18 protein-coding genes are annotated in these 19640 nt (G+C 63.9%); 13 read left to right on the top strand and 5 right to left on the bottom strand.

The window, feature by feature from the left end:
* Nucleotides 1–26 precede the first annotated feature (26 nt).
* From IVA80_RS27530 to IVA80_RS27515, 4 genes are read left to right on the top strand one after another with little or no spacing between them, the layout of a single operon-like run.
* A complete protein-coding gene (locus IVA80_RS27530) occupies nt 27–641 on the top strand; it encodes a (2Fe-2S)-binding protein (RefSeq protein ID WP_247437524.1) in 615 nt (204 codons plus the stop codon).
* A 4-nt stretch (nt 642–645) separates the two neighbouring features.
* Nucleotides 646–1668: a xanthine dehydrogenase family protein subunit M gene (locus IVA80_RS27525; protein WP_256467537.1), complete on the top strand. Its 1023-nt coding sequence runs from the start codon at nt 646–648 to the stop codon at nt 1666–1668.
* Complete coding sequence (locus IVA80_RS27520; RefSeq protein ID WP_247437521.1) at nt 1665–3956, top strand: xanthine dehydrogenase family protein molybdopterin-binding subunit; 2292 nt, start codon at nt 1665–1667, stop codon at nt 3954–3956. The genes IVA80_RS27525 and IVA80_RS27520 overlap by 4 nt, the downstream gene beginning before the upstream one ends.
* Nucleotides 3957–4016: 60 nt before the next feature.
* Nucleotides 4017–4481, top strand: a complete 465-nt coding sequence (locus tag IVA80_RS27515; protein ID WP_247437520.1) for an FKBP-type peptidyl-prolyl cis-trans isomerase — start codon at nt 4017–4019, stop codon at nt 4479–4481.
* Between the two features lie 81 nt (nt 4482–4562).
* On the opposite strand, the gene IVA80_RS27510 is transcribed toward IVA80_RS27515, so the two are convergent.
* Nucleotides 4563–4781, bottom strand: a complete 219-nt coding sequence (locus IVA80_RS27510; RefSeq protein ID WP_247437519.1) for a CsbD family protein — start codon at nt 4779–4781, stop codon at nt 4563–4565.
* Between the two features lie 127 nt (nt 4782–4908).
* Between IVA80_RS27510 and IVA80_RS27505 the strand changes: the two genes are divergently transcribed.
* From IVA80_RS27505 to IVA80_RS27495, 3 genes are all read left to right on the top strand, one after another.
* Nucleotides 4909–5421, top strand: coding sequence for a cupin domain-containing protein (locus IVA80_RS27505; RefSeq protein WP_247437518.1), 513 nt, complete (start codon nt 4909–4911; stop codon nt 5419–5421).
* 129 nt (nt 5422–5550) lie between these two features.
* Nucleotides 5551–5979 carry a VOC family protein gene (locus IVA80_RS27500; protein WP_247437517.1) on the top strand — a complete coding sequence of 143 codons (429 nt, stop codon included), beginning with the start codon at nt 5551–5553 and terminating at the stop codon, nt 5977–5979.
* Nucleotides 5980–6020: 41 nt separating this feature from the next.
* Nucleotides 6021–6509, top strand: coding sequence for a VOC family protein (locus tag IVA80_RS27495; RefSeq protein WP_247437516.1), 489 nt, complete (start codon nt 6021–6023; stop codon nt 6507–6509).
* Between the two features lie 130 nt (nt 6510–6639).
* Here IVA80_RS27495 and IVA80_RS27490 read toward each other — a convergent pair whose 3' ends face one another.
* Together IVA80_RS27490 and IVA80_RS27485 are read right to left on the bottom strand one after the other, a co-directional pair.
* Nucleotides 6640–7725, bottom strand: a complete 1086-nt coding sequence (locus IVA80_RS27490) for a hypothetical protein (RefSeq protein WP_247437515.1) — start codon at nt 7723–7725, stop codon at nt 6640–6642.
* A 2-nt stretch (nt 7726–7727) separates the two neighbouring features.
* On the bottom strand, nt 7728–8429 hold the full coding sequence (locus IVA80_RS27485) for a FecR family protein (RefSeq protein ID WP_247437514.1): 702 nt from the start codon (nt 8427–8429) through the stop codon (nt 7728–7730).
* Nucleotides 8430–8479: 50 nt separating this feature from the next.
* Between IVA80_RS27485 and IVA80_RS27480 the strand changes: the two genes are divergently transcribed.
* The gene (locus IVA80_RS27480; RefSeq protein ID WP_247437512.1) at nt 8480–9910 is read left to right on the top strand and encodes a glycosyltransferase family 39 protein; all 1431 of its coding nucleotides are present in this window, start codon (nt 8480–8482) and stop codon (nt 9908–9910) included.
* A gap of 53 nt (nt 9911–9963) precedes the next feature.
* Here IVA80_RS27480 and IVA80_RS27475 read toward each other — a convergent pair whose 3' ends face one another.
* Nucleotides 9964–10632, bottom strand: coding sequence for an OmpA family protein (locus IVA80_RS27475; RefSeq protein WP_247437510.1), 669 nt, complete (start codon nt 10630–10632; stop codon nt 9964–9966).
* Nucleotides 10633–11037: 405 nt separating this feature from the next.
* On the opposite strand from IVA80_RS27475, the gene IVA80_RS27470 reads away from it, so the two are divergent.
* Complete coding sequence (locus IVA80_RS27470; RefSeq protein WP_247437509.1) at nt 11038–12201, top strand: crosslink repair DNA glycosylase YcaQ family protein; 1164 nt, start codon at nt 11038–11040, stop codon at nt 12199–12201.
* Between the two features lie 89 nt (nt 12202–12290).
* Here the strand turns inward: IVA80_RS27470 and IVA80_RS27465 are convergent, their stop codons facing one another.
* Nucleotides 12291–12737 carry a DUF2809 domain-containing protein gene (locus IVA80_RS27465; protein ID WP_247437508.1) on the bottom strand — a complete coding sequence of 149 codons (447 nt, stop codon included), beginning with the start codon at nt 12735–12737 and terminating at the stop codon, nt 12291–12293.
* Between the two features lie 78 nt (nt 12738–12815).
* Here IVA80_RS27465 and IVA80_RS27460 point away from each other — a divergent pair, with 78 nt between their 5' ends.
* From IVA80_RS27460 to IVA80_RS27445, 4 genes are all read left to right on the top strand, one after another.
* Entirely contained in the window at nt 12816–14147 is a 1332-nt protein-coding gene (locus IVA80_RS27460; RefSeq protein ID WP_247437507.1) for an MFS transporter, read from the top strand.
* A 235-nt stretch (nt 14148–14382) separates the two neighbouring features.
* A complete protein-coding gene (locus IVA80_RS27455) occupies nt 14383–15489 on the top strand; it encodes an efflux RND transporter periplasmic adaptor subunit (protein WP_247437506.1) in 1107 nt (368 codons plus the stop codon).
* Between the two features lie 179 nt (nt 15490–15668).
* Nucleotides 15669–18806, top strand: a complete 3138-nt coding sequence (locus tag IVA80_RS27450; RefSeq protein WP_247437505.1) for an efflux RND transporter permease subunit — start codon at nt 15669–15671, stop codon at nt 18804–18806.
* Between the two features lie 33 nt (nt 18807–18839).
* On the top strand, nt 18840–19439 hold the full coding sequence (locus IVA80_RS27445) for a TetR/AcrR family transcriptional regulator (RefSeq protein ID WP_247437504.1): 600 nt from the start codon (nt 18840–18842) through the stop codon (nt 19437–19439).
* Nucleotides 19440–19640: the final 201 nt, after the last annotated feature.

Below are 19640 nucleotides of genomic sequence, written 5' to 3'. Positions count from 1 at the left end.
TTGCTCGAAAGCGGCGGAGGCCGTCCATGTCCGACAAATCAAGTTCCCGACCATCCGGATTCGATCGGCGCACCTTCATCGCGGGCGCCGCCGGGAGTGCGCTGGTTCCGATCACGGCGCGCGCGGCGGCGCAGGATGCGAGCGCATCAGGCGCAAAGGATGCGGCACTTCCTGTCGACGTCACGCTGCGAGTCAACGGCAAGGACATGCGTCTGCACATCGATGCGCGCACCACGGTCCTCGACGCCTTGCGTGAACATCTCAGGCTTACCGGCAGCAAAAAGGGCTGCGACCACGGCCAGTGCGGCGCCTGCACGGTACTGATCGACGATCGGCGCGTGGTCTCGTGCCTGACGCTCGCACTCGCGGCCGAGGGGCAGGAGATCACGACAATCGAGGGTCTCGCCACCGACGATCACCTGCATCCGATGCAGCAGGCCTTCATCGACAACGACGCGTTTCAATGCGGCTACTGCACGCCGGGTCAGATCGTGTCCGCCGTGGCCTGCGTCAAGGAGGGGCATGCGGGCAGCGAGGCCGATATCCGCGAATATATGAGCGGCAATATCTGCCGCTGCGCCGCCTATCCCAACATCGTCGCAGCCGTGAAGCAGGCCGCACCGGAGATCATGAAAGGCTAGGCGCATGCGACCATTTTCATATCAAAGGGCATCAGACCCCACCATGGCCGTGCAGGCGCTCAGCGCCGCCGCGGCGGCGAACAATCCGCTGACGAAGGCTACAGCGCAGCCGCTTGCGGGCGGCACCACGCTGATCGACCTGATGAAGCTCGACGTGATGCGGCCCGCCGCGGTCATCGATATCAACCCGCTTGCGCGCGGCTGGTCGGCGATCGAGCCAGGCAGCGACGCCTTGCGGCTCGGCGCGCTCGCGAAGATGTCCGACGTAGCCGCGCATGCCGAGATCGAGCGCAACTATCCAGTGATCGCGAATTCCCTGAAGCTCGCCGCCAGCGCCCAGCTGCGCAACATGGCCACGCTCGGCGGCAATGTGATGCAGCGGACGCGTTGCAGCTATTTCCGCGATGTCTCCTATGAGAATTGCAACAAGCGCAATCCCGGCTCCGGCTGCGCTGCGATGGACGGCGTCAACCGCATGCATGCCGTGCTTGGTACGTCCGACCGATGCATCGCGACCTATCCCGGCGATTTCGCGCAGGCCCTGATCGCTCTCGATGCCATGGTCGAGATCACCGGCCAGGCCGGCACGCGCAGCATGCCGTTCGCACAGTTGCACAAGCCTCCTGGCGACGCGCCCGACATCGAGACCACGCTTCAGCCGGGTGAGCTGATCTCCGCCTTTGCCGTGCCCGGACGATGGCCGCGTTCGGTGTACCTCAAGGCGCGGGACCGGCAATCCTATGAGTTCGCGCTGTCGTCGGCTGCGGTCGCACTCGACGTGCAGGACGGTACGATCCGGGATGCACGCGTGGCTTTGGGTGGTGTCGCCACCGTGCCGTGGCGCGCGCGCGAGGCGGAAGCGTTGCTGAAGGGACAGAAGTTCGACGACGGCCTGGCGCAGCGTGTCGCTGATGCCGCTTTTGCCGACGCCCGGGGCCGCCGTCACAACAGCTTCAAGATCGCGCTCGGCAAGCGCGTGATGACGCGCGCGCTCCAGCAGGCCGTAACGATGGAGATCCGATCATGACCGCTGCTGCTCCCGAGCCGAAGGCAAATATGGGCCAGCCCGTGCCGCGCTATGACGCCGCCGCAAAGGTCACGGGCCGGGCGACCTACGCCTCCGACATGCCGCTGGACAATCCGGCCTATGCGTTCCTGGTCACCAGCGCCATCGCCAAGGGTCGCATCGACAGCTTCGATCTCGACGATGCCAGGGGGGTCCGTGGTGTGATCGACATCGTCACGCACGAGAACGCCCCGAAGCTTAAGGAGTCGAAGCTGTTCAGCAATGGCGGCTATGCCGGGACCACGATCCAGCCATTGAAATCGGCCGACATCGCGCATGACGGCCAGATCATCGCGGTCGTCGTTGCGGAGAGCTACGAGGCCGCGCGCGAGGCCGCCAACCGCGTCAAGGTCAGCTACACGGCCGTAGCGCCGAGCGCGAGCTTCGACTCGCCGGGGACGACCACCGCAGCGGCAAAGGGACAGAACGCGCAATTCAAGGAAGACCCGGAAGTTGGCGACTTTGCCAAGGCGTTCGACAAGGCCGAGGTCAAGCTCACCGCCTCCTACGACACGCCGACCCAGCACCACAATCCGATGGAGCTGTTCACGACGAGCTGCGCCTGGATGGGCGACAACCTCGTCATCTATGAGGGCAGCCAGTATGTCTACGGCCTGAAGAACGGTGTGGCCGAGCAGCTCGGCATCGACCCCGACAAGATCCGCGTGGTCAATCCCTATGTCGGTGGCGGCTTCGGTTCGCGCGGCTCGATGACGCCCCGCACCGCCATCATCGCCGGCATCGCCAAACGCCTGAACCGGCCGATCAAGCTGGTGCCGACCCGCGACCAGGGCTTCACGATCGCAACCTACCGCGCCGAGACGCGCCATGAGATCAGGCTTGGCGCGAGCCGGGACGGCAAGCTGGTGGCTTTGAGGCACGAGGGCGCGGAGGTCTCCTCGCGCCCGGATGCCTATTGCGTCGGCGGCACCAAGACGACGACGCGGCTTTATGCCTGCCCGAACGTCGACAGCCTGGTCTCGATCGTGCGCGCCGACCGCAACACGCCGGGCTTCATGCGCTCACCGCCAGAGGTGCCGTATCTCTTCGCGCTGGAGAGCGCGATGGACGAGCTCGCGGTGAAGCTGAACATGGATCCGGTCGAGCTCCGCCGCATCAACGACACCACCAACGAGCCAATCGGTGGCAAGCCCTATACATCGCGGTCATTGATGGCGTGCTTCGATGAGGCCGCCAAGGCGTTCGGCTGGTCGCAGCGCTCGCCGCAGCCGAAATCGATGTCGGATGGCGACTGGCTGGTTGGTTATGGCTGTGCGGCCACCTGCTATCCGACGCAGATGGCGCCATCCGCCGCGCGCGTCCGTCTCCAGCGCGACGGCCGCACCAGGGTCGAGATCGCCGGCCACGAGATCGGCACCGGCGCCTATACGATCATTGCCCAGACCGCGGCCGAGCGGCTCGGCGTGCCCCTGGAGAAGGTCGCCGTCCTTGTCGGCGACAGCGAGCTGCCGCCGGCGCCGGTTGCCGGTGGCTCGAATTCGACCGCCAGTACCTGTTCGGCGGTGATGATGGTGTGCGATCAGATTCGCCAAAGGCTGTTCAAGGCCCTGATGCCGAGCGACAGCCTCACCGACAAGGCGAAGGAGACCGTCGGAATCAGTCAAGCGCCGAGTACGCAGGTGGCGAAGAGCGATCGTCCGCTCGATCTTGAGAAGGCCTTTGACGAGCTGGGTGCCGGCGTCGTCGAGGAATATGGCGAGTGGAAGCCGGAAGGCGCGCCGCTGGATTCCTTCAAGGCGATGCACAGCGGGCATGCGCGGCTCGTCGGCGGCCACGCCATGAAGGACAAGATTGCCTATGCGTTCGGCGCCGAGTTCGTCGAGGTCCGCGTCAACCGCTTCACGCATGAAATCCGTGCGCCGCGTCTGGTCGGCGCCTTTGCGGCCGGCCGCATCATGAATCCGCGCACGGCGCGCAGCCAGCTCATGGGCGGCCTGATCTGGGGCATGTCCTCGGCGCTGCTGGAGGCCACCGAGATCGACCAGCGCAATGCGCGCTACGTCAACGACAATCTTGCCGACTATCTCGTGCCCGTGAATGCCGACGTGCCCGGTGTCGAGGTCATCCTGCTCTCCGAGCAGGACGATCACATCAACCCGGCAGGCGCGAAGGGACTCGGCGAACTCGCCAATGTCGGCACCAACGCCGCGATCTGCAACGCGATCTATCACGCTACGGGCCAGCGCATCCGCAAGCTGCCCGTGCGGCTGGAAAATATCGAGGTGTGAGGGGTGGAAACCGCACCCGCGTTGCGCTAGACACCTCCCGCCTCGAACGGAAGGTGTCTTATGCAGCGTTTACAGCGCCTGCTCCTCGCCATCATGTCGGCACTCGCGATCACCGTGATCGGCGGCGTGTCCGGCCTTGTTTCCACCACGGCCTCGGCCCAGACCGCAGGAAAGACCATGACCACAGCTTCAGGTTTGCAGATCACCGACGGCGTCGCCGGGACCGGCGCTTCACCCAAGCCCGGCCAGATCTGCGTGATGCATTACACCGGCTGGCTCTACGAGAACGGTCAGAAGGGCAAGAAATTCGACTCGTCGCTCGACCGCAACGAACCGTTCGAATTCCCGATCGGCAAGGGCCGTGTCATCGCCGGCTGGGACGAGGGCGTGGCCTCGATGAAGGTCGGCGGCAAACGCACGCTGATCATTCCGCCGCAGCTCGGTTATGGTGCCCGGGGCGCAGGCGGCGTGATCCCGCCGAACGCGACGCTGATGTTCGACGTGGAATTGCTCGCGGTGAAGTGAACAACGGCTGCCGTGTCGGCATGCGGCGCAAACAAAAGACCGGCCTCGCGGCCGGTCTTTTCGCTTTCAGTCTAACGTTCCTTACTCAGCCGCTCGCTTTGCGGCGGCTGCGGCGCGATCCGCCGCATCCTTCGCGGCGTCCTTGGCGTCGCCCATGGCCTGCTGGCCTTTGCCCTTCACCTCCTGCACCGTGCCTTCGCCCTTCATACGATCGGACCCGGTGGCTTCGCCAATGCCCTGTTTGGCCTTGCCGATCGCCTCATTGGTGGTGCCCTTGATCTTGTCGGTGGTGCTACCCATAAAACTCTCCTTCCGTTTGTCGCAGAGACAACGTTTCATGGCTGGGAGGGTTCCGATTTTTGGTATGGCTTGCCAGCGTGGGTTTGGCTAGCTTCGCCCGCATGGAACCAACAGAAAGCAAGTCCTCATGACCGGCCATGACCATTCGCATTCTCACCATGACCACGATCACGACGATCGCTGGAAACATGACGGCGTGCGCGTCATTCCCGGCAACCAGCTCGATACCAACGTGCCGTCGACGGCGGGCATGGACCGCGCGGCCGCGATCAATTTCGCCCGCGTCGGCGCGCAGAAATTGTGGGCGGGCACGGTCAGCATCAAGCCCGATGCCAAGACCGGCGCACATCACCACGGCCATCTTGAAAGCGTCATCTACGTGGTGAAGGGGAGGGCGCGGATGCGCTGGGGCGAGAGCCTGCAATTCACCGCCGAGGCTGGCCCCGGCGATTTCATTTTCGTTCCGCCCTACGTGCCGCATCAGGAGATCAACGCCAGCCGGGACGAGGTGCTGGAATGCGTGCTGGTGCGCAGCGACGGCGAGGCGGTCGCGATCAACCTTGATATCGAGCCGGTCGAGAAGCCCGAGACGGTGCTGTGGATCGACCCCGTTCACCGGGATCCGAACGAGACGAAGTAGGGCTGCCACAACGCCAAGGGGTCTGTGCGACAGAACCCCGCAGCCCCGGGCTAGAAAATATTCGGAAGCCGTGTCGGATGGCCGCCGGGCCGTCCGTCCTTGGGCAGAACCCCGCCCAAGGAGCTTCCGATGCCCAAGATGATTTTCGTCAGCCTGCCGGTGACCGATCTCAGGCGCGCCACCGCCTTTTACGAGGCGATCGGCGTGGTCAGGAATCCGCAATTCAGCGACGACACGGCGAGCTGCATGGTCATTTCCGAGACCATTTTCGCCATGCTGATGACCCACGACAAATTCCGTCAGTTCACGCCGAGACCGATCGCGGATTCCAGGACCTCGAGCCAGGTGCTATTCTGCCTGTCCGCGGACAGCCGGGACGAGGTCGACGATATCGTCGGCAAGGCCGAGCTCGCGGGCGGCGCGGCCGATCCCAGCCCGAAGGAGGAGTTCAGTTTCATGTACGGCCGCAGCTTCGAGGATCCGGACGGTCATATGTGGGGCGTGACGTGGATGGACTTCGCGGCCGCCACCACCCAGCCCGACATGGCAAACGCCTGATCGAAGCCCCAGCATCGAGAATCTGAAGAGGAGCATCCACGATGTCCAAGCTCGTGCCCTGCATGTGGTTCAACGGCGATGCCGAGGAAGCCGCGAAGTTCTACGTCTCGCTCGTTCCGAATTCGGAGATTACTCACGTTCAGCGCAACGTTTCGGACAATCCATCCGGCAAGGAAGGCTCCGTGCTCGTCGTCGAGTTCACGGTGGCCGGACAGCCCCTGGTCGCGCTCAACGGCGGCATGAAGATGGAATACACCCACGCACTCTCGCTGATGATCCATTGTGACGACCAGGCCCAGGTCGACAGCGTCTGGAATGCCTTCCTGGCCCATGGCGGCAAGGAAGAGCAGTGCGGCTGGCTCAGGGACCGCTGGGGCGTGGCCTGGCAGGTGGTGCCGAAGGTGATGTTCGAATTTCTAACGAGCCCGGACAAGGCGGCAGCGGCGCGCGCGATGCAGGCCATGATGAAGATGGTGAAGCTTGACGTGGATGCCCTACGCCGCGCGTTCGAGGGCAAGCCGGCGGCCTGAGGTCCCGACAAGTACCGTAGTATTGTAGAGTGGGCAGAGGCGCGTTTGCGCCGTGCCCACCATCTGTCCTCGATTGAGCGATGTGGTGGGCACGCTTCGCTTTGCCCACCCTACGACTCTCCTCGGGATCTCAGTAACTGATCCGCAGCCCCACGCCGCCGTGGATGGTGTTCCCCACCGGCTGCGGGCCCAGCGTGCCGTTGGCGAAGACGTCCACGATCCAGCCCTTCTGCACGCGGAAGCCGAGGCGGCCGCCATATTCGAACCAGCCCTGGTTGCCCATCGTCGGCACCACCATGCCATCGCCGGTCACGGTGGCGACGATGCCGCTGCGGCTCGCGAACGACTGCACCCAGCCGCCATTGATGTTGGCCTCGATGTTGCTGCCGTAGAGATGGGTCCATTGGCCGCCGATCTTGACCAGGCTGGTGCGATCGGTGCCGGTCGCAATGCTGGCGTCGAACGGGTTAAACGCGACCGCGCTGTCGGTGTAGCCGGACACGCGCTGCCAGAGCTGCCAGACTTCGATCGAGGCCGCGATCTCGTCGCGCGGTGACACGCGGCTTATCCAGCCGGCACGGCCGTAGACGGCGTAGTTCGAAGCATTGGTCGAGCTCGTCACGCTCACCGGGCCGAGGCTGGTGTTGTAGCTGCGAGTGTAGCGTGCCTTCTCCCACGGCGTCAGGATCGTACCGACGTCGAAGAACGGGCGCGACGAGCCCCAGTCGGTGAGGTCATAGCGCAGAGCGAAGGCGCCGATCGGCGCGCTGGTGATGTTGTAGCCGCCCTCGCTGTATTGCGTGTAGGCGATGCCGGCGAGCAGCGACAAATTGTTGGTCAGTTCCTTGCGGCCGTGAATGCCGGCCGAGAACGAGCCGGCCGAGCCGAACGCGCTGATGCAGTCGTTGCAATTGACCTGCTCGTTGACGCCGAGCAGCACCGTCCCGAGCACCCGGTTGGTGATCATCTGGTTGAAACGCTGGTTGGCGAGACCGCCGATCGAATTGCCGCTGGAATCTACGCTGGTCGGGGTCGGCGAAGGAGAGGGGGACGGGCTCGGCGACGGCGACGGCGACGGCGACGGTGTTGGCGATGGGCTATATGTCGGTGTCGGCGAGGCCTGCGCCGCGGCAGGGTGCATATCCGTCGCGATCAGCACAACCGCTGTGGCGCCGATCAGTGCGACCGTGAGGAGCACTTTGCGGAGTTTCGCCATCGTCACCGCCCGCACAGCATGCCGTCGTCCTGGACGGCGGGCGTGAGGGCCGGCGAGGCGTCCGCATATTGGTTGACCGAGCACAGCCCGGCGCTTGCGGCGCAGTTGGCGGCAAAGGTCCAGGGCGGCGTGTTGGTCTTGGTGATGCTGACCTTGCCGCCGGCCGAGGTGATGATTGCGGTGTCGCCGGGCTGGGTGAGCTGCACGCATTGGGAGTTCGTCGTGCAGACGCTGGCCGCACCGTCCTGAAGCACGACAACGGAGCGGCCACGTTGCGAGAGGATGTCGAGCGTGGTGCCGCGCACGCCGATGGTCGCGAGCGGCGTCGTGATCTTGTAGGCGGTCTTGTCCGAATGTCCGGTGACGAAGCGGAATGCGCCGGTGGTCATGCGGATCGCGACGTCGCGATAGCTGTGCTCGTCGTTGAAGACGGTGCGGTCGAGCTTCAGCGTCGCGCCGGACCCGAGCGACAGATTGGTGCTGTCGGCCATGACGAAGCGCGCTGTGCTGTCGGCGCCCGTGCGCACGGTCTCGTCGCGCAGCATGCTGTCGCCGACACTGATCGGCGTCGTGGCCGCGGCCACGCGCACCACTTCGTTTTGAATCACGACGGCTTCACCGACGCGCGTCTGCGCCCGTGCGCAAGGCGCCGCGCACAACGCGGCCGACAGCAGTGCGGAGAAAAACAAGAAACGCAAATTCATTTCGCAACCGATGATATGTCCCTGATCGTACCGGATCGCGCGCGCTTCTGATGTGGCGAAATTATCACAAACGGCGCGGGACCTGCGTTATGCTTAGTGACAGTTGCGGCGGAAAGCGTTCAATGAAAACGACCAGCTTTATTTTTCCTCGCGGTGAAGCAGATTTGCCACGTAAAACATCCCCACAGCAGCAGCTTGAATTGCCCGCAGTTCCAAAGGTGTCGCGGAGCGCAGTGATAGCTGTCGCGATTTTCCTAGCGGCGCAGCTCGCGCTGCTGATCGGCCTGACGGTGCCGGAGAAGTTCGTCTTCGACGAGGTGCATTACGTGCCCGCGGCGCGGCAGATGCTGGCACCTACGATGTCGCAGCCGATGCTGAATCCGATGCATCCGCCGCTGGCCAAGGAGCTGATCGCGGCATCGATCGCAGCCTTCGGCGACAACGCACTGGGTTGGCGCTATCCGTCGACCCTGTTCGGCGCCCTCGCGATCGTCGCGATCTATCTGTGCGGGCTTGCGCTGTTCTCCGCGCAAGGGCCCGCGATCGCAGCCGCGCTGATCGCCGGCTTCAACCAGATGCTCTACGTGCAGGCGCGCATCGCTATGCTCGACATTTTCGCGCTCGGATTGGGCCTGCTCGCGACCGCCGCCTTCATGCACGGCTTTCGAAGAGAGCGGCCGCATGCGCCGTTCGCGCTCGCGGGCAGCCTGTTCGGTCTTGCAGCGGCTTGCAAATGGAGCGGCCTGTTTCCGCTCGGCGTTTGCATCGTCATCGTCTGCGCGGTCCGCCTGATGCAGGGCTGGCACACAATGTTTGCCGACGCGAAGCCGAGCGACTGGTATCGGCCCGATCTCTGGCCCGATTTTCGCGTGCAGCATGTCACGCTCTGCTTCGCCGTTCTGCCGGCGATGACATATCTTGCGGCCTTCGTTCCGCTCCACGGATTATCGCTGTCGGAGCTGCTCGAGGCGCAGCGCCGGATATTTTCCGACAACACCACCACGGCGATCGCCGGCCACACTTATATGAGCTCGTGGCCGTCCTGGCCGCTGCTCGCGCGCCCGGTGTGGTTCCTGTTCGACAAGGCCGCGGAGGACCGCATCGCCGCGATCGTCTTGCTCGGCAATCCCCTGGTGCTGTGGCCGGCGTTGCTTGCGATTGCCGTTGTGCTGCGCGACTTCATCGTGACGCGCCGATGGGATGCGTTCCTGATCGCGGCGTTCTATTTCGGCCCGTGGCTCGCCTGGGCGCTGCTGCCGCGCACGCTCGGCTTCATCTACTATTATCTGCCGGCCGCAACCGCGGCATCGCTTGCACTCGTCTACGTGCTGCGAAGAGAGGGGCTGCCGCGCTGGCTGCTGTGGGCCTATGTCGCGGTCGCGGCAGCGGGCTTTGCCGCCATGCTGCCGATCTCGGCGGCCTTCATCGGCACGTCGATGCAGACGTTCAACCGGATGATGCTGTTCCAGAGCTGGATATGAAATCCTGCCACGATTATGGCAGGCGGCGTGTTTCGGCGGCGATTACCTGTGGATCATTTGGATGCGGTCTCGGTGTCCATGTTCACGACCTGGACGCGGCGGTTGACGGGGTCGGCGCCGTTGGCGGTGTCCTTCAGCTTGGTCTTGCCATAGCCGACGGTGACGAGATCGGTGCCGGTGAGGGCGTAGTTCTGCACCAGATACTTCTTGATGGTGTCCGCGCGACGTTCGGAGAGCCCTTGATTGTACTCTTCAGTCCCTATCGCATCGGTGTGGCCGGCGACCACGAAGGTCGAGCCCTTCAGTGACGGATCGGACAGAGCCTTGCCGAGCGCCTGCACCGAGGCCACCGAAGTCCTGGCGATGTCGGCCGAGTTGTAGTCGAACTGGATCTCCAGATCGATCTTCGGCTTGGTTGCCGCGAGTTCGGCGATCTGCTCGCGCTCGCCGGTCGACAGCGACCGGGTCGAGCGGTTGCGCACGGTGTTCAGGAACGTCGATTCCTTGGCCTGCACCGCCGGATCGGCCTGCGGACCGGCGGACAGGCCGCGGGTCGCCGGCTTTGGCTTCAGCGCATCCAGGATCTGGTCGGTAGAGACGTTGTCGCCGGCCAGTGCCAAGCCCGCCGACATCGACAGAACTGCCGAGAGGGTGATCGCCTTCAGTCCAAAAAACTTATTGGCAAAAAACTTATTGACAAAAAACTTATTGAAATGGGTCATTGTCGTATCCTCGCTGTTACGCTTGGTGGCTACTTGATGCTGCAAGCATAGGGCGGGTTCAAATAACCTGATGTGATGCCGGTCACATTCAAAAATGGCCGAAATTCCATCCGTATTCCCCTGATCCAATCTTCTTCGCTACGCTCGGAGCGGCCTGAGCCGATCCGATGAGAGCAATCTGATCCAGTTCACAACGACGCATTGTGATCTGGGTGATCTGGATCACCGGGGCGGCAAAGGGCGACGGGGGCGGCCCAATCCGGGCCGCCTTCCCTGTTGGAAACCTGCGCTCATCCTTGGTCGAGGCGCGCACCGTTCGGCCGCGCTGTCAGCAGATGGCAGCGCGGCTTTTTCTTTGTCCGGCTTCTTTGCCCCGGCGCGAATCCCGCTACATTGCTCTTCGCAATGTCACGCGTCCCCAAACCGCTCCCACTCACCACGACACAGGCCCGGCAGATCTGGCTGCACGCCCAGCGGCTGGACGAGCGCGCGCCGTTCGGGGAGGGTGCGCGCGCGGTGGCGGATGCGGTCGCCCATCTCGGCTATGTCCAGATCGACACCATCAACGTGATCGAGCGCTGCCATCACCACATCCTGTTCAGTCGCATCCCGTCCTACCGCCGCACCGACCTGCGCCAGGCGCAGAGCGTCGACAAAAGCGTGTTCGAATACTGGACCCATGCGCTGTCCTACGTTCCGGCGAACGATTTTCGCTTCTTTCTGCCGGCGATGCGCGAGCACCGGCGCGAGGGACACAAATGGTACGCCTCGGTCACGCCGGCCGATTTGCGCAAGGTGATGCGGCTGGTGCGCGCCGGCCCGCTGACGATCCGCGACATCGAGGATGACGTGCTCACTGAGAAGGAGCATCTCTGGCAGAGCCGAAAACCGTCGAAGCGGGCATTGCAACTCGCCTTCTATACCGGCGTTGTGACCGTCAGCGAGCGCCAGGGCATGCTCAAGACCTACGAGCTGATGACGCGCCATTTCGGTTGGGACAAGCCGCCGAAGCCGGCGTCGGCGAAGGAGATCACGGCGTATCTGCTCGATCGCGCGCTGCGGTCGCAGGGCGTGGTCAGTCTGGACTCGATCTGCCACCTCGATGCGCCGAGCAAGAAGGCGGTCGCGGGCCTGATCACTTCGCGCGTCCGACGCGGCGAGCTCGTGCCCGTTGCGGTCGAAGGCGCCGGCAAACAGGAGCATTGGGCCGCGCCTGCGGCGCTGGAGCCGGGTGAGGGCGCCTCGCCCGATCTCGTTCACATCCTCTCCCCGTTTGATCCCCTGATCATCCAGCGCAAGCGCACCGATGTCTTCTTCGGCTACAATCATTTGTTCGAAGCCTATGTGCCGAAAGCCAAGCGCAAGCTCGGCTATTTCGCGTTGCCCGTGCTGGTCGGCGACGAGATCGTCGCCGCGCTCGATCTCAAGACCGACCGGCAAGCGAAGAAGCTGCTGATGCAGAAATGGACCTGGATCGGCCAGGGCAAGAAGACGGCGGGGCGCAGGGAGCTGAAGCAAAAGATCGAGGACGAGCTCGATCGCTTCGAGCAGTTTCAATTGGCGGAGTGAAGCTGCTCGCCACGGCGTCGGTCTCGTAGGGTGGGCAAAGCGAAGCGTGCCCACCATCATTATCCGTGGAGAAAATGGTGGGCACGGCGCTAGGGCGCCTTTGCCCACCCTACGAGGCTACGCATCGCGGCGAGACGGTCGATCCAGACGCCAAACACAATCCCGATCGCATAAGCAACCAAATTCCACAGCGAAAAAACGCGCCCCAACAGCAGCGCGCCCGCGGTGGAGAGTCGAAATGCGTCGAGCCATGGCGTATGCACCAGCCGGGAAAACTCCACAGCGATCGCAATCGCTGCGGCGATGGCGGCGATCTGCGCTTGCGACAGCCGCGGCAGCAAAACGCCAACCAGCAGAAGCACCATCGTTGCCCACAGCAGCGAGCCACCGTACTTCACCACGAAGGCGGGCAGGCCGAGCGGAAAGCCGTACCAGCGCAGGGACAGCCCGCAGGCGATCACCGCCAGCGCCAGCCCGGCGCGGATCAGGGATGTCCGTAACGGCGCAACAGATTTATCCGGTTGCGCCCCGTGCATTGCTTGCTCCATTGACTCTTTGCCCGTGATGCTCAAAACCCCGGATCAGCTCACAAAAGCAACAACCCGGGGGAAGCCATGAGCCAGACCACGACCTATGCCGGATCTGCCGGCGGAGCCAAGAGCGAAATCGAGACCTCGACCATCCGCGCCATCTCCTGGCGCCTGATTCCGTTCCTGGTGCTGGCCTACTTCTTCTCCTATCTCGACCGCGTCAATCTCGGCTTCGCCGCGCTGACCATGAACGCCGAGCTGAAGTTCACGCCGCTGATCTTCTCCTGGGGCGCCGGCATCTTCTTCATCGGCTATTTCATCTTCGAGGTGCCGAGCAATCTGGCGCTGGAAAGGTTCGGCGCGAGCCGCTGGATCGCCCGTATCATGGTGACCTGGGGCATCATCTCGGCGCTGATGGCGCTGGTCAGCGGGGTGACGAGCTTCTACGTCCTGCGCTTCCTGCTCGGCGTCGCCGAAGCCGGCTTCTTCCCCGGCATCATTCTCTATCTCACCTACTGGTACCCGGCCGAATATCGCGCCCGCTTCCTCGCGGCCTTCGCGATCGCCGTCCCCGTCTCGACGGTGATCGGCGCACCTGTGTCGGGCCTGCTGCTCGGGCTCGATGGCGCGATGGGGCTGAAGGGCTGGCAGTGGCTGTTCATCATCGAGGGCATCCCCTCGGTGCTGCTCGGCATCGTCACCTGGTTCTACCTCACCGACAGGCCGGAGAAGGCCGACTGGCTTTCGACCGAGCAGAAGACCTGGCTCAAGGCGAAGCTGGATTCCGAGATCGCCGCCAAGCAGGCGGTGAAGCATTTGTCGCTCGGCGAGGCGCTGTCGTCGCCGAAGGTGATCATGCTGAGCCTGGTCTATTTCGGCTTCGTCGGCGCGCTCTACGGCATGCAGTTCTGGCTGCCGCAGATCGTCAAGGCGTTCGGCCTCACCAACGCACAGACCGGCTTCGTCACCGCGATCCCGTATTTGTTCGGCACCATCGCCATGATTCTGTGGGCGCGGCATTCGGACGCCGCGCGCGAGCGTGTGATGCATGTCGGCGGGCCGCTGCTGCTCACGGCAGTCGCGCTCGGCGTCTCCTCGTATCTCACCGATCCCGCCATGACGATGGTGGTGCTGACGGTCGCCGCGATCGGCGTGTTCTGCTGCTTTGGCGTGTTCTGGACGCTGCCGACCGCCTGGCTCTCCGGCACGGCGGCGGCCGGCGCCATCGCGCTGATCAATTCGATCGGCAACCTCGCCGGCTTCGGCGGGCCCTATTTGATCGGCTGGGTCAAGGAAGCCACGGGACAGACCTCGACCGGCTTGCTCGTGCTTGCGGTGTTGCCGCTGCTTGCCGGCATTCTGGTCTTCGTCGGCGGCCACGAGAGCAAGCACGAATTCGCCGAGCAGGGGCGGTAGGCACAGCCTCGGGTGGGCAAAGGCGCGCAGCGCCGTGCCCACCATTTCTTCCAGCTTCATCAAGCGCAAAGGTGGGCACACGCTTCGCCCACTCTTGTATTAGCGCCTCCTTGGTGGCGGTCTCCCAACCCTTACCACCTGTTAACGATCACGCTTTTCTGATGACTGACGATTATTGACTTTCATCAGTGATTAGTCGACATTCCTCTCAATCGAGATGCAGGAGTGTCTTCCGATGTTCGTCCGGTCAGTATTATCCAGCTATTCCAGGCTCTTGGCGGGTGTGTCGCTGGCCCTGATGGCCGCCGCCCTGGCCGGGTGCAATGATACCGTTGCTGAAAAGGCGGAGCCGCCGCGGCCGGTTCTGGTCGCAGCCGCCCACTACGATGCCGAGACGCCGGAGCGCAGCTTCGTGGGCACCGTCAGGCCCCGGATCGAGAGCGATCTTGGTTTCCGTGTCGCCGGCAAGGTCGCCAAGCGCCTCGTCGAAGTCGGCCAGACCGTGGAGATCGGCCAGCCGCTCGCAACCCTTGATGAGGTCGACCTCAAGCTCCAGGCCGAGCAGTCCGTTGCCGAGCAGACCGCTGCGACCGGCGTGCTCGCCCAGGCCGCCGCTGCCGAGCAGCGCGCCAAGGATCTGAAGGCCAAAGGCTGGACCACCGATGCCCAGATGGATTCGAGCCGGGCCGCTGCCGACGAGGCCCGCGCGCGGCTGAACCGGGCCGAGCGCTCGGTCGAACTGACCAAAAATTCCCTTTCCTACGCGACGCTCAACGCCGACGCCCGTGGCGTCGTCACCGCAACGCTGATCGAGCCCGGCCAGGTGGTCGCCGCGGGCCAGGCTTCGATCCGTGTCGCCCGCTTTGCCGAAAAGGAAGCGGTCGTCGCGATCCCTGAGACGCTGGTTGGACGCGCCAAGTCGGGCGTCGCCAGTGTCACTCTTTGGTCCGAGCCGGGCAAGAAATATACGGCCAAGCTGCGCGAGATCGCGCCGGCGGCCGATCCGGCCACGCGCACCTATCTTGCAAAATTCTCGCTGCCCGAGGCCGACGACAAGGTCTCGCTCGGCATGACCGCGACGCTGACGCTGTCGGACGCGGCAACCGAGCGCGTCGCGCGGCTGCCGCTGTCGGCGCTGTTCAACGAAGGCGGCAAGCCTTCGTTCTACGTCGTCGACGACAACGGCGCGGTCACGCTGAAGCCGGTTGTGGTGAAGTCGTACGAGAGCAACGACGTCGTCATTACCAGCGGCGTGGAAGAAGGCGCCAAGATCGTCGCGCTTGGCGTGCAGAAGCTCGATCCGGGCCAGAGGGTGCGGATCGTCTCGTCACTGTCCTTCTAAACGTTTTTACAAGTTCGTCGTTGCGAGGTGAGTTTCGGCCCGAGCGCAAATACTGGGGCTGAAGCGGCGAAGCGATCCAGAACCTGCCCAGCCCCCTGGATTGCTTCGCTGCCTCGCGATGACGGGTTGAACCGAGTGGCTGTCGTTTTTGGCAATTGGATCGTCTTACGGAGAGTGCGATGAAGCGCTTCAATCTTTCGGCCTGGGCCGTCAGCCATCCGACGCTGGTCCTGTTCCTGATGCTCATACTCGGCGTCGCCGGCTTCTTCTCCTATCAGAAGCTCGGGCGAGCCGAGGATCCTTTCTTCACGGTGAAGGTGGTCAACGTCTCCGTGATCTGGCCGGGCGCGACCGCGCAGGAGATGCAGACCCAGGTCGCCGATCCCATCGAGAAGAAGATCCAGGAGCTGCCTTACTTCGAGAAGGTGCAGACCTACTCCAAGCCCGCCTTCACCGCGCTCCAGGTGACCTTCCGCGATTCCACGCCGCCGAAGGACGTGCCCTATCTCTTCTACCTCCTGCGCAAGAAGCTCGCCGACGTGCAGGGCCAGTTGCCCGCGGGGATTCTGGGGCCCGTCGTCAACGACGAATTCTCCGACGTCGATTCCATCCTCTACATGATGACCGGCGACGGCGCCGATTATGCCCAGCTCAAGAAGGTCTCGGAAGGTTTTCGTCAGCGCCTGCTGAAGGTGCCGGGCGTGACCAAGGTTGACGTCTACGGCAACCAGGACGAGCGCATCTTCGTCGAATTCAGCCACGCCAAGCTCGCCACCCTCGGCATCACGCCGCAGGCGCTGTTCGATTCGCTCGCCAAGCAGAACAACGTAACGCCCGCCGGCACGGTCGAGACCTCGTCGCAGCGCGTGCCGCTGCGCGTCACCGGCGCGCTCGACGGCGCCAAGGCCGTCGCCGAAACTCCGGTCGAGAGCAACGGCCGCGTCTTCCGTCTCGGTGATATCGCCACCGTCACCCACGGCTATGTCGACCCGCCGAGCTTCATCGTGCGCCAGGAAGGCAAGGCCGCAATCGGCATCGGCGTCGTCACCGCCAAGGGCGCCAACATTCTCGATCTCGGCAAGGAGGTCGAGAAGGCGACCGCCGAATTCATGAAGGCGGTGCCGCAGGGCATCGATGTCAAGCTCATCGCCGACCAGCCCATGGTGGTCGAGCACGCCGTCGGCGAGTTCGTGCACTCCTTCATGGAAGCGCTCGTCATCGTTCTGTTCGTGTCGTTCCTGGCACTCGGCTGGCGCACCGGCATCGTGGTCGCGCTGTCCGTGCCGCTGGTGCTCGGCATCGTCTTCATCGTCATGAACACGATGTCGCTCGATCTGCACCGCATCACGCTCGGCGCGCTGATCATCGCGCTCGGCCTCTTGGTGGATGATGCCATCATCGCGGTCGAGATGATGGTGGTGAAGATGGAGCAGGGCTGGGATCGCTTTCGCGCGGCCTCCTTTGCCTGGGAATCCACTGCGTTTCCGATGCTCACGGGAACGCTGGTCACGGCCGCTGGCTTCCTCCCCATCGGCTTTGCCAATTCCGCCGTCGGCGAATATGCCGGCAGCATCTTCTGGATTGTGGCGATCGCGCTGGTCGCGTCCTGGTTCGTGGCGGTGATCTTCACGCCCTATATCGGCGTCATGCTGCTGCCCAACATCAAGGTGCACCACAATCACGATCCGCACGCGGTCTACGAGACCCGCATGTACCGCGGCCTGCGCGCCATCGTGCAATGGTGCGTCAATCACCGCATCACCGTGGTGGCCGCGACCGTCGGCGTCTTCATCGCCTCGATCGTCGGCTTCGGCCATGTCCAGCAGCAGTTCTTTCCGCTGTCGGAGCGGCCCGAGCTGTTCCTCCAGCTTCGCCTGCCGGAAGGTACCGCCTTCAACGTCACCGAAAAGGCGGTGAAGAAGGCCGAGACGCTGCTGAAGGATGACAAGGACATCGAGACCTACACGGCCTATGTCGGCCAGGGTTCGCCGCGCTTCTGGCTCGGCCTCAATCCGCAGCTTCCGAACGAGGCTTTCGCCGAGATCGTCATCGTCGCCAAGGGCGTCGAGGCACGCGAGCGCATCAAGGCCAAGATCGAAAACGCGGCTGCCGAGGGCTTCCTGTCCGAAGCACGTGTGCGCGTCGACCGCTTCAACTTCGGTCCGCCGGTCGGCTTCCCCGTGCAGTTCCGCGTGATCGGTCCCGATGCCAACAAGGTGCGCGAGATCGCCTATCAGGTTCGCGACGTCATGCGGCAGAACAAGAGCGTCAAGGACGTCCAGCTCGACTGGAACGAGCAGTCGCCGTACCTGAAGCTCGTCGTCGACCAGGATCGCGCCCGCGCCATGGGCCTGACCCCGCAAGACGTGTCGCAGGCGCTGGCCATGCTGATCTCCGGCGCACAGGTCACGACCATACGCGACGGCATCGAGAAGGTCGGCGTGGTCGCGCGCGCCGTCTCGTCCGAACGTCTCGACCTCGGCGGTGTCGGCGATCTGACCGTCACCTCGCGGGACGGCGTCGCCGTGCCGCTGCAGCAGATCGCCAAGATCGAGTATGCCCACGAGGAACCGATCATGTGGCGGCGCAACCGCGACATGGCGATCACCGTGCGCTCCGACGTCGTCGACGGCGTGCAGGCGCCCGATGTCACCGGCCAGATCACGCCGAAGCTGAAGGCGATCAAGGATAACCTCGAGCCGGCCTATCGCATCGAGGCGGGCGGCGCCTTCGAGGAATCCGCCAAGGGCAACGCATCGATCTTCATCCTCTTCCCGGTGATGATCATGGTGATGCTGACGCTGCTCATGATCCAGCTCCAGAGCTTCTCGCGCCTGATCCTGGTGTTCCTGACCGCGCCGCTCGGCATCGTCGGCGCCTCCCTCGGGCTCAACGTCGCCAACGCCCCGTTCGGCTTCGTGGCGCTGCTCGGCCTGATCGCGCTCGCCGGCATGATCATGCGCAATGCGGTCATCCTGGTCGACCAGATCGAGACCGATGTTTCTCACGGCTTGACCCGCCGTGAGGCGATCGTGGAGGCGACCGTCCGCCGCGCTCGCCCTGTGGTGCTGACGGCGCTCGCCGCGATCCTGGCCATGATCCCGCTGTCGCGCTCGGCCTTCTGGGGCCCGATGGCGATTACCATTATGGGCGGCTTGTTCGTTGCGACCTTCCTCACGCTGCTGTACCTGCCCGGCCTTTACGCCCTCTGGTTCCGCAAGAGTCTGGACGAGGCGGGCACGCCCGAGCAGCCTGCCGCGCCGCAGCATGGGAGCGATGACCAGCACGCAATTCCGCTTGCTGAAGCGGCTGAATAAATGAGAAGACTGCTGACGGACGAGTCCTGACACATGACATTGGTTGCGGAACATATCGAAGGCGACACCCGGGATCGGATTCTCGAGGTGGCCGAGCGGCTGTTCCGCCAGATCGGCTATCAGAAGACCACGGTTGGAGACATCGCCAAAGAGCTCCGGATGAGCCCCGCCAATGTCTATCGCTTCTTCGAATCGAAGAAGGCGATCCACCAGGCGGTGGCTCGTTCGTTGATGGGCGAGGTCGAACTGGAGGCGCAGCGGATCGTGGCGAGGCCCGGTCCGGTGCTGGAGCGCTTCCGGGAGCTGCTCACGACCATCCATCGCATGAACTCCGAGCGCTATGTCGGTGATTCCAAGCTGCACGAGATGGTCGAGATCGCGATGCAGGAGGACTGGGACGTCTGCGTCACCCACATGGAGTGCATTGCCGGAGTGATCGGCCAGATGATCGCGCAGGGCGCAGCCTCCGGCGAGTTCGAGGCGCCGGACCTGCAACTGGCTTCGCTGTGCGCCTGCACCGCGATGATGCGCTTCTTCCATCCCCAGATGATCGCCCAGTGCGCCACCAAGCCGGGGCCGACCATCGATCAGATGATCGATTTCGTCATCGCGGGTCTGTCGCCGCGCCACTGACGAGCGGCGGAATTTTTCCTATAAGCAGGCCGACGTAGCCCGAATGGAGCGAAGCGCAATCCGGGATGGTTCAGCCTCGCGCGGCGGTCCCGGATTACGCTTCGCTCCATCCGGGCTTCTGTAACGGGCCTTGGTTAGTCAATCCCTTTTTGCGTCATCCGCTTGCCGGGAACCTGCTTCTGTACGGGATCAACGCGATGG

It is taken from the genome of Bradyrhizobium sp. 139, assembly GCF_023074175.1.
Classification (GTDB): Bacteria; Pseudomonadota; Alphaproteobacteria; order Rhizobiales; family Xanthobacteraceae; genus Bradyrhizobium.
This window is presented reverse-complemented; position numbering and strand designations above follow the sequence as displayed.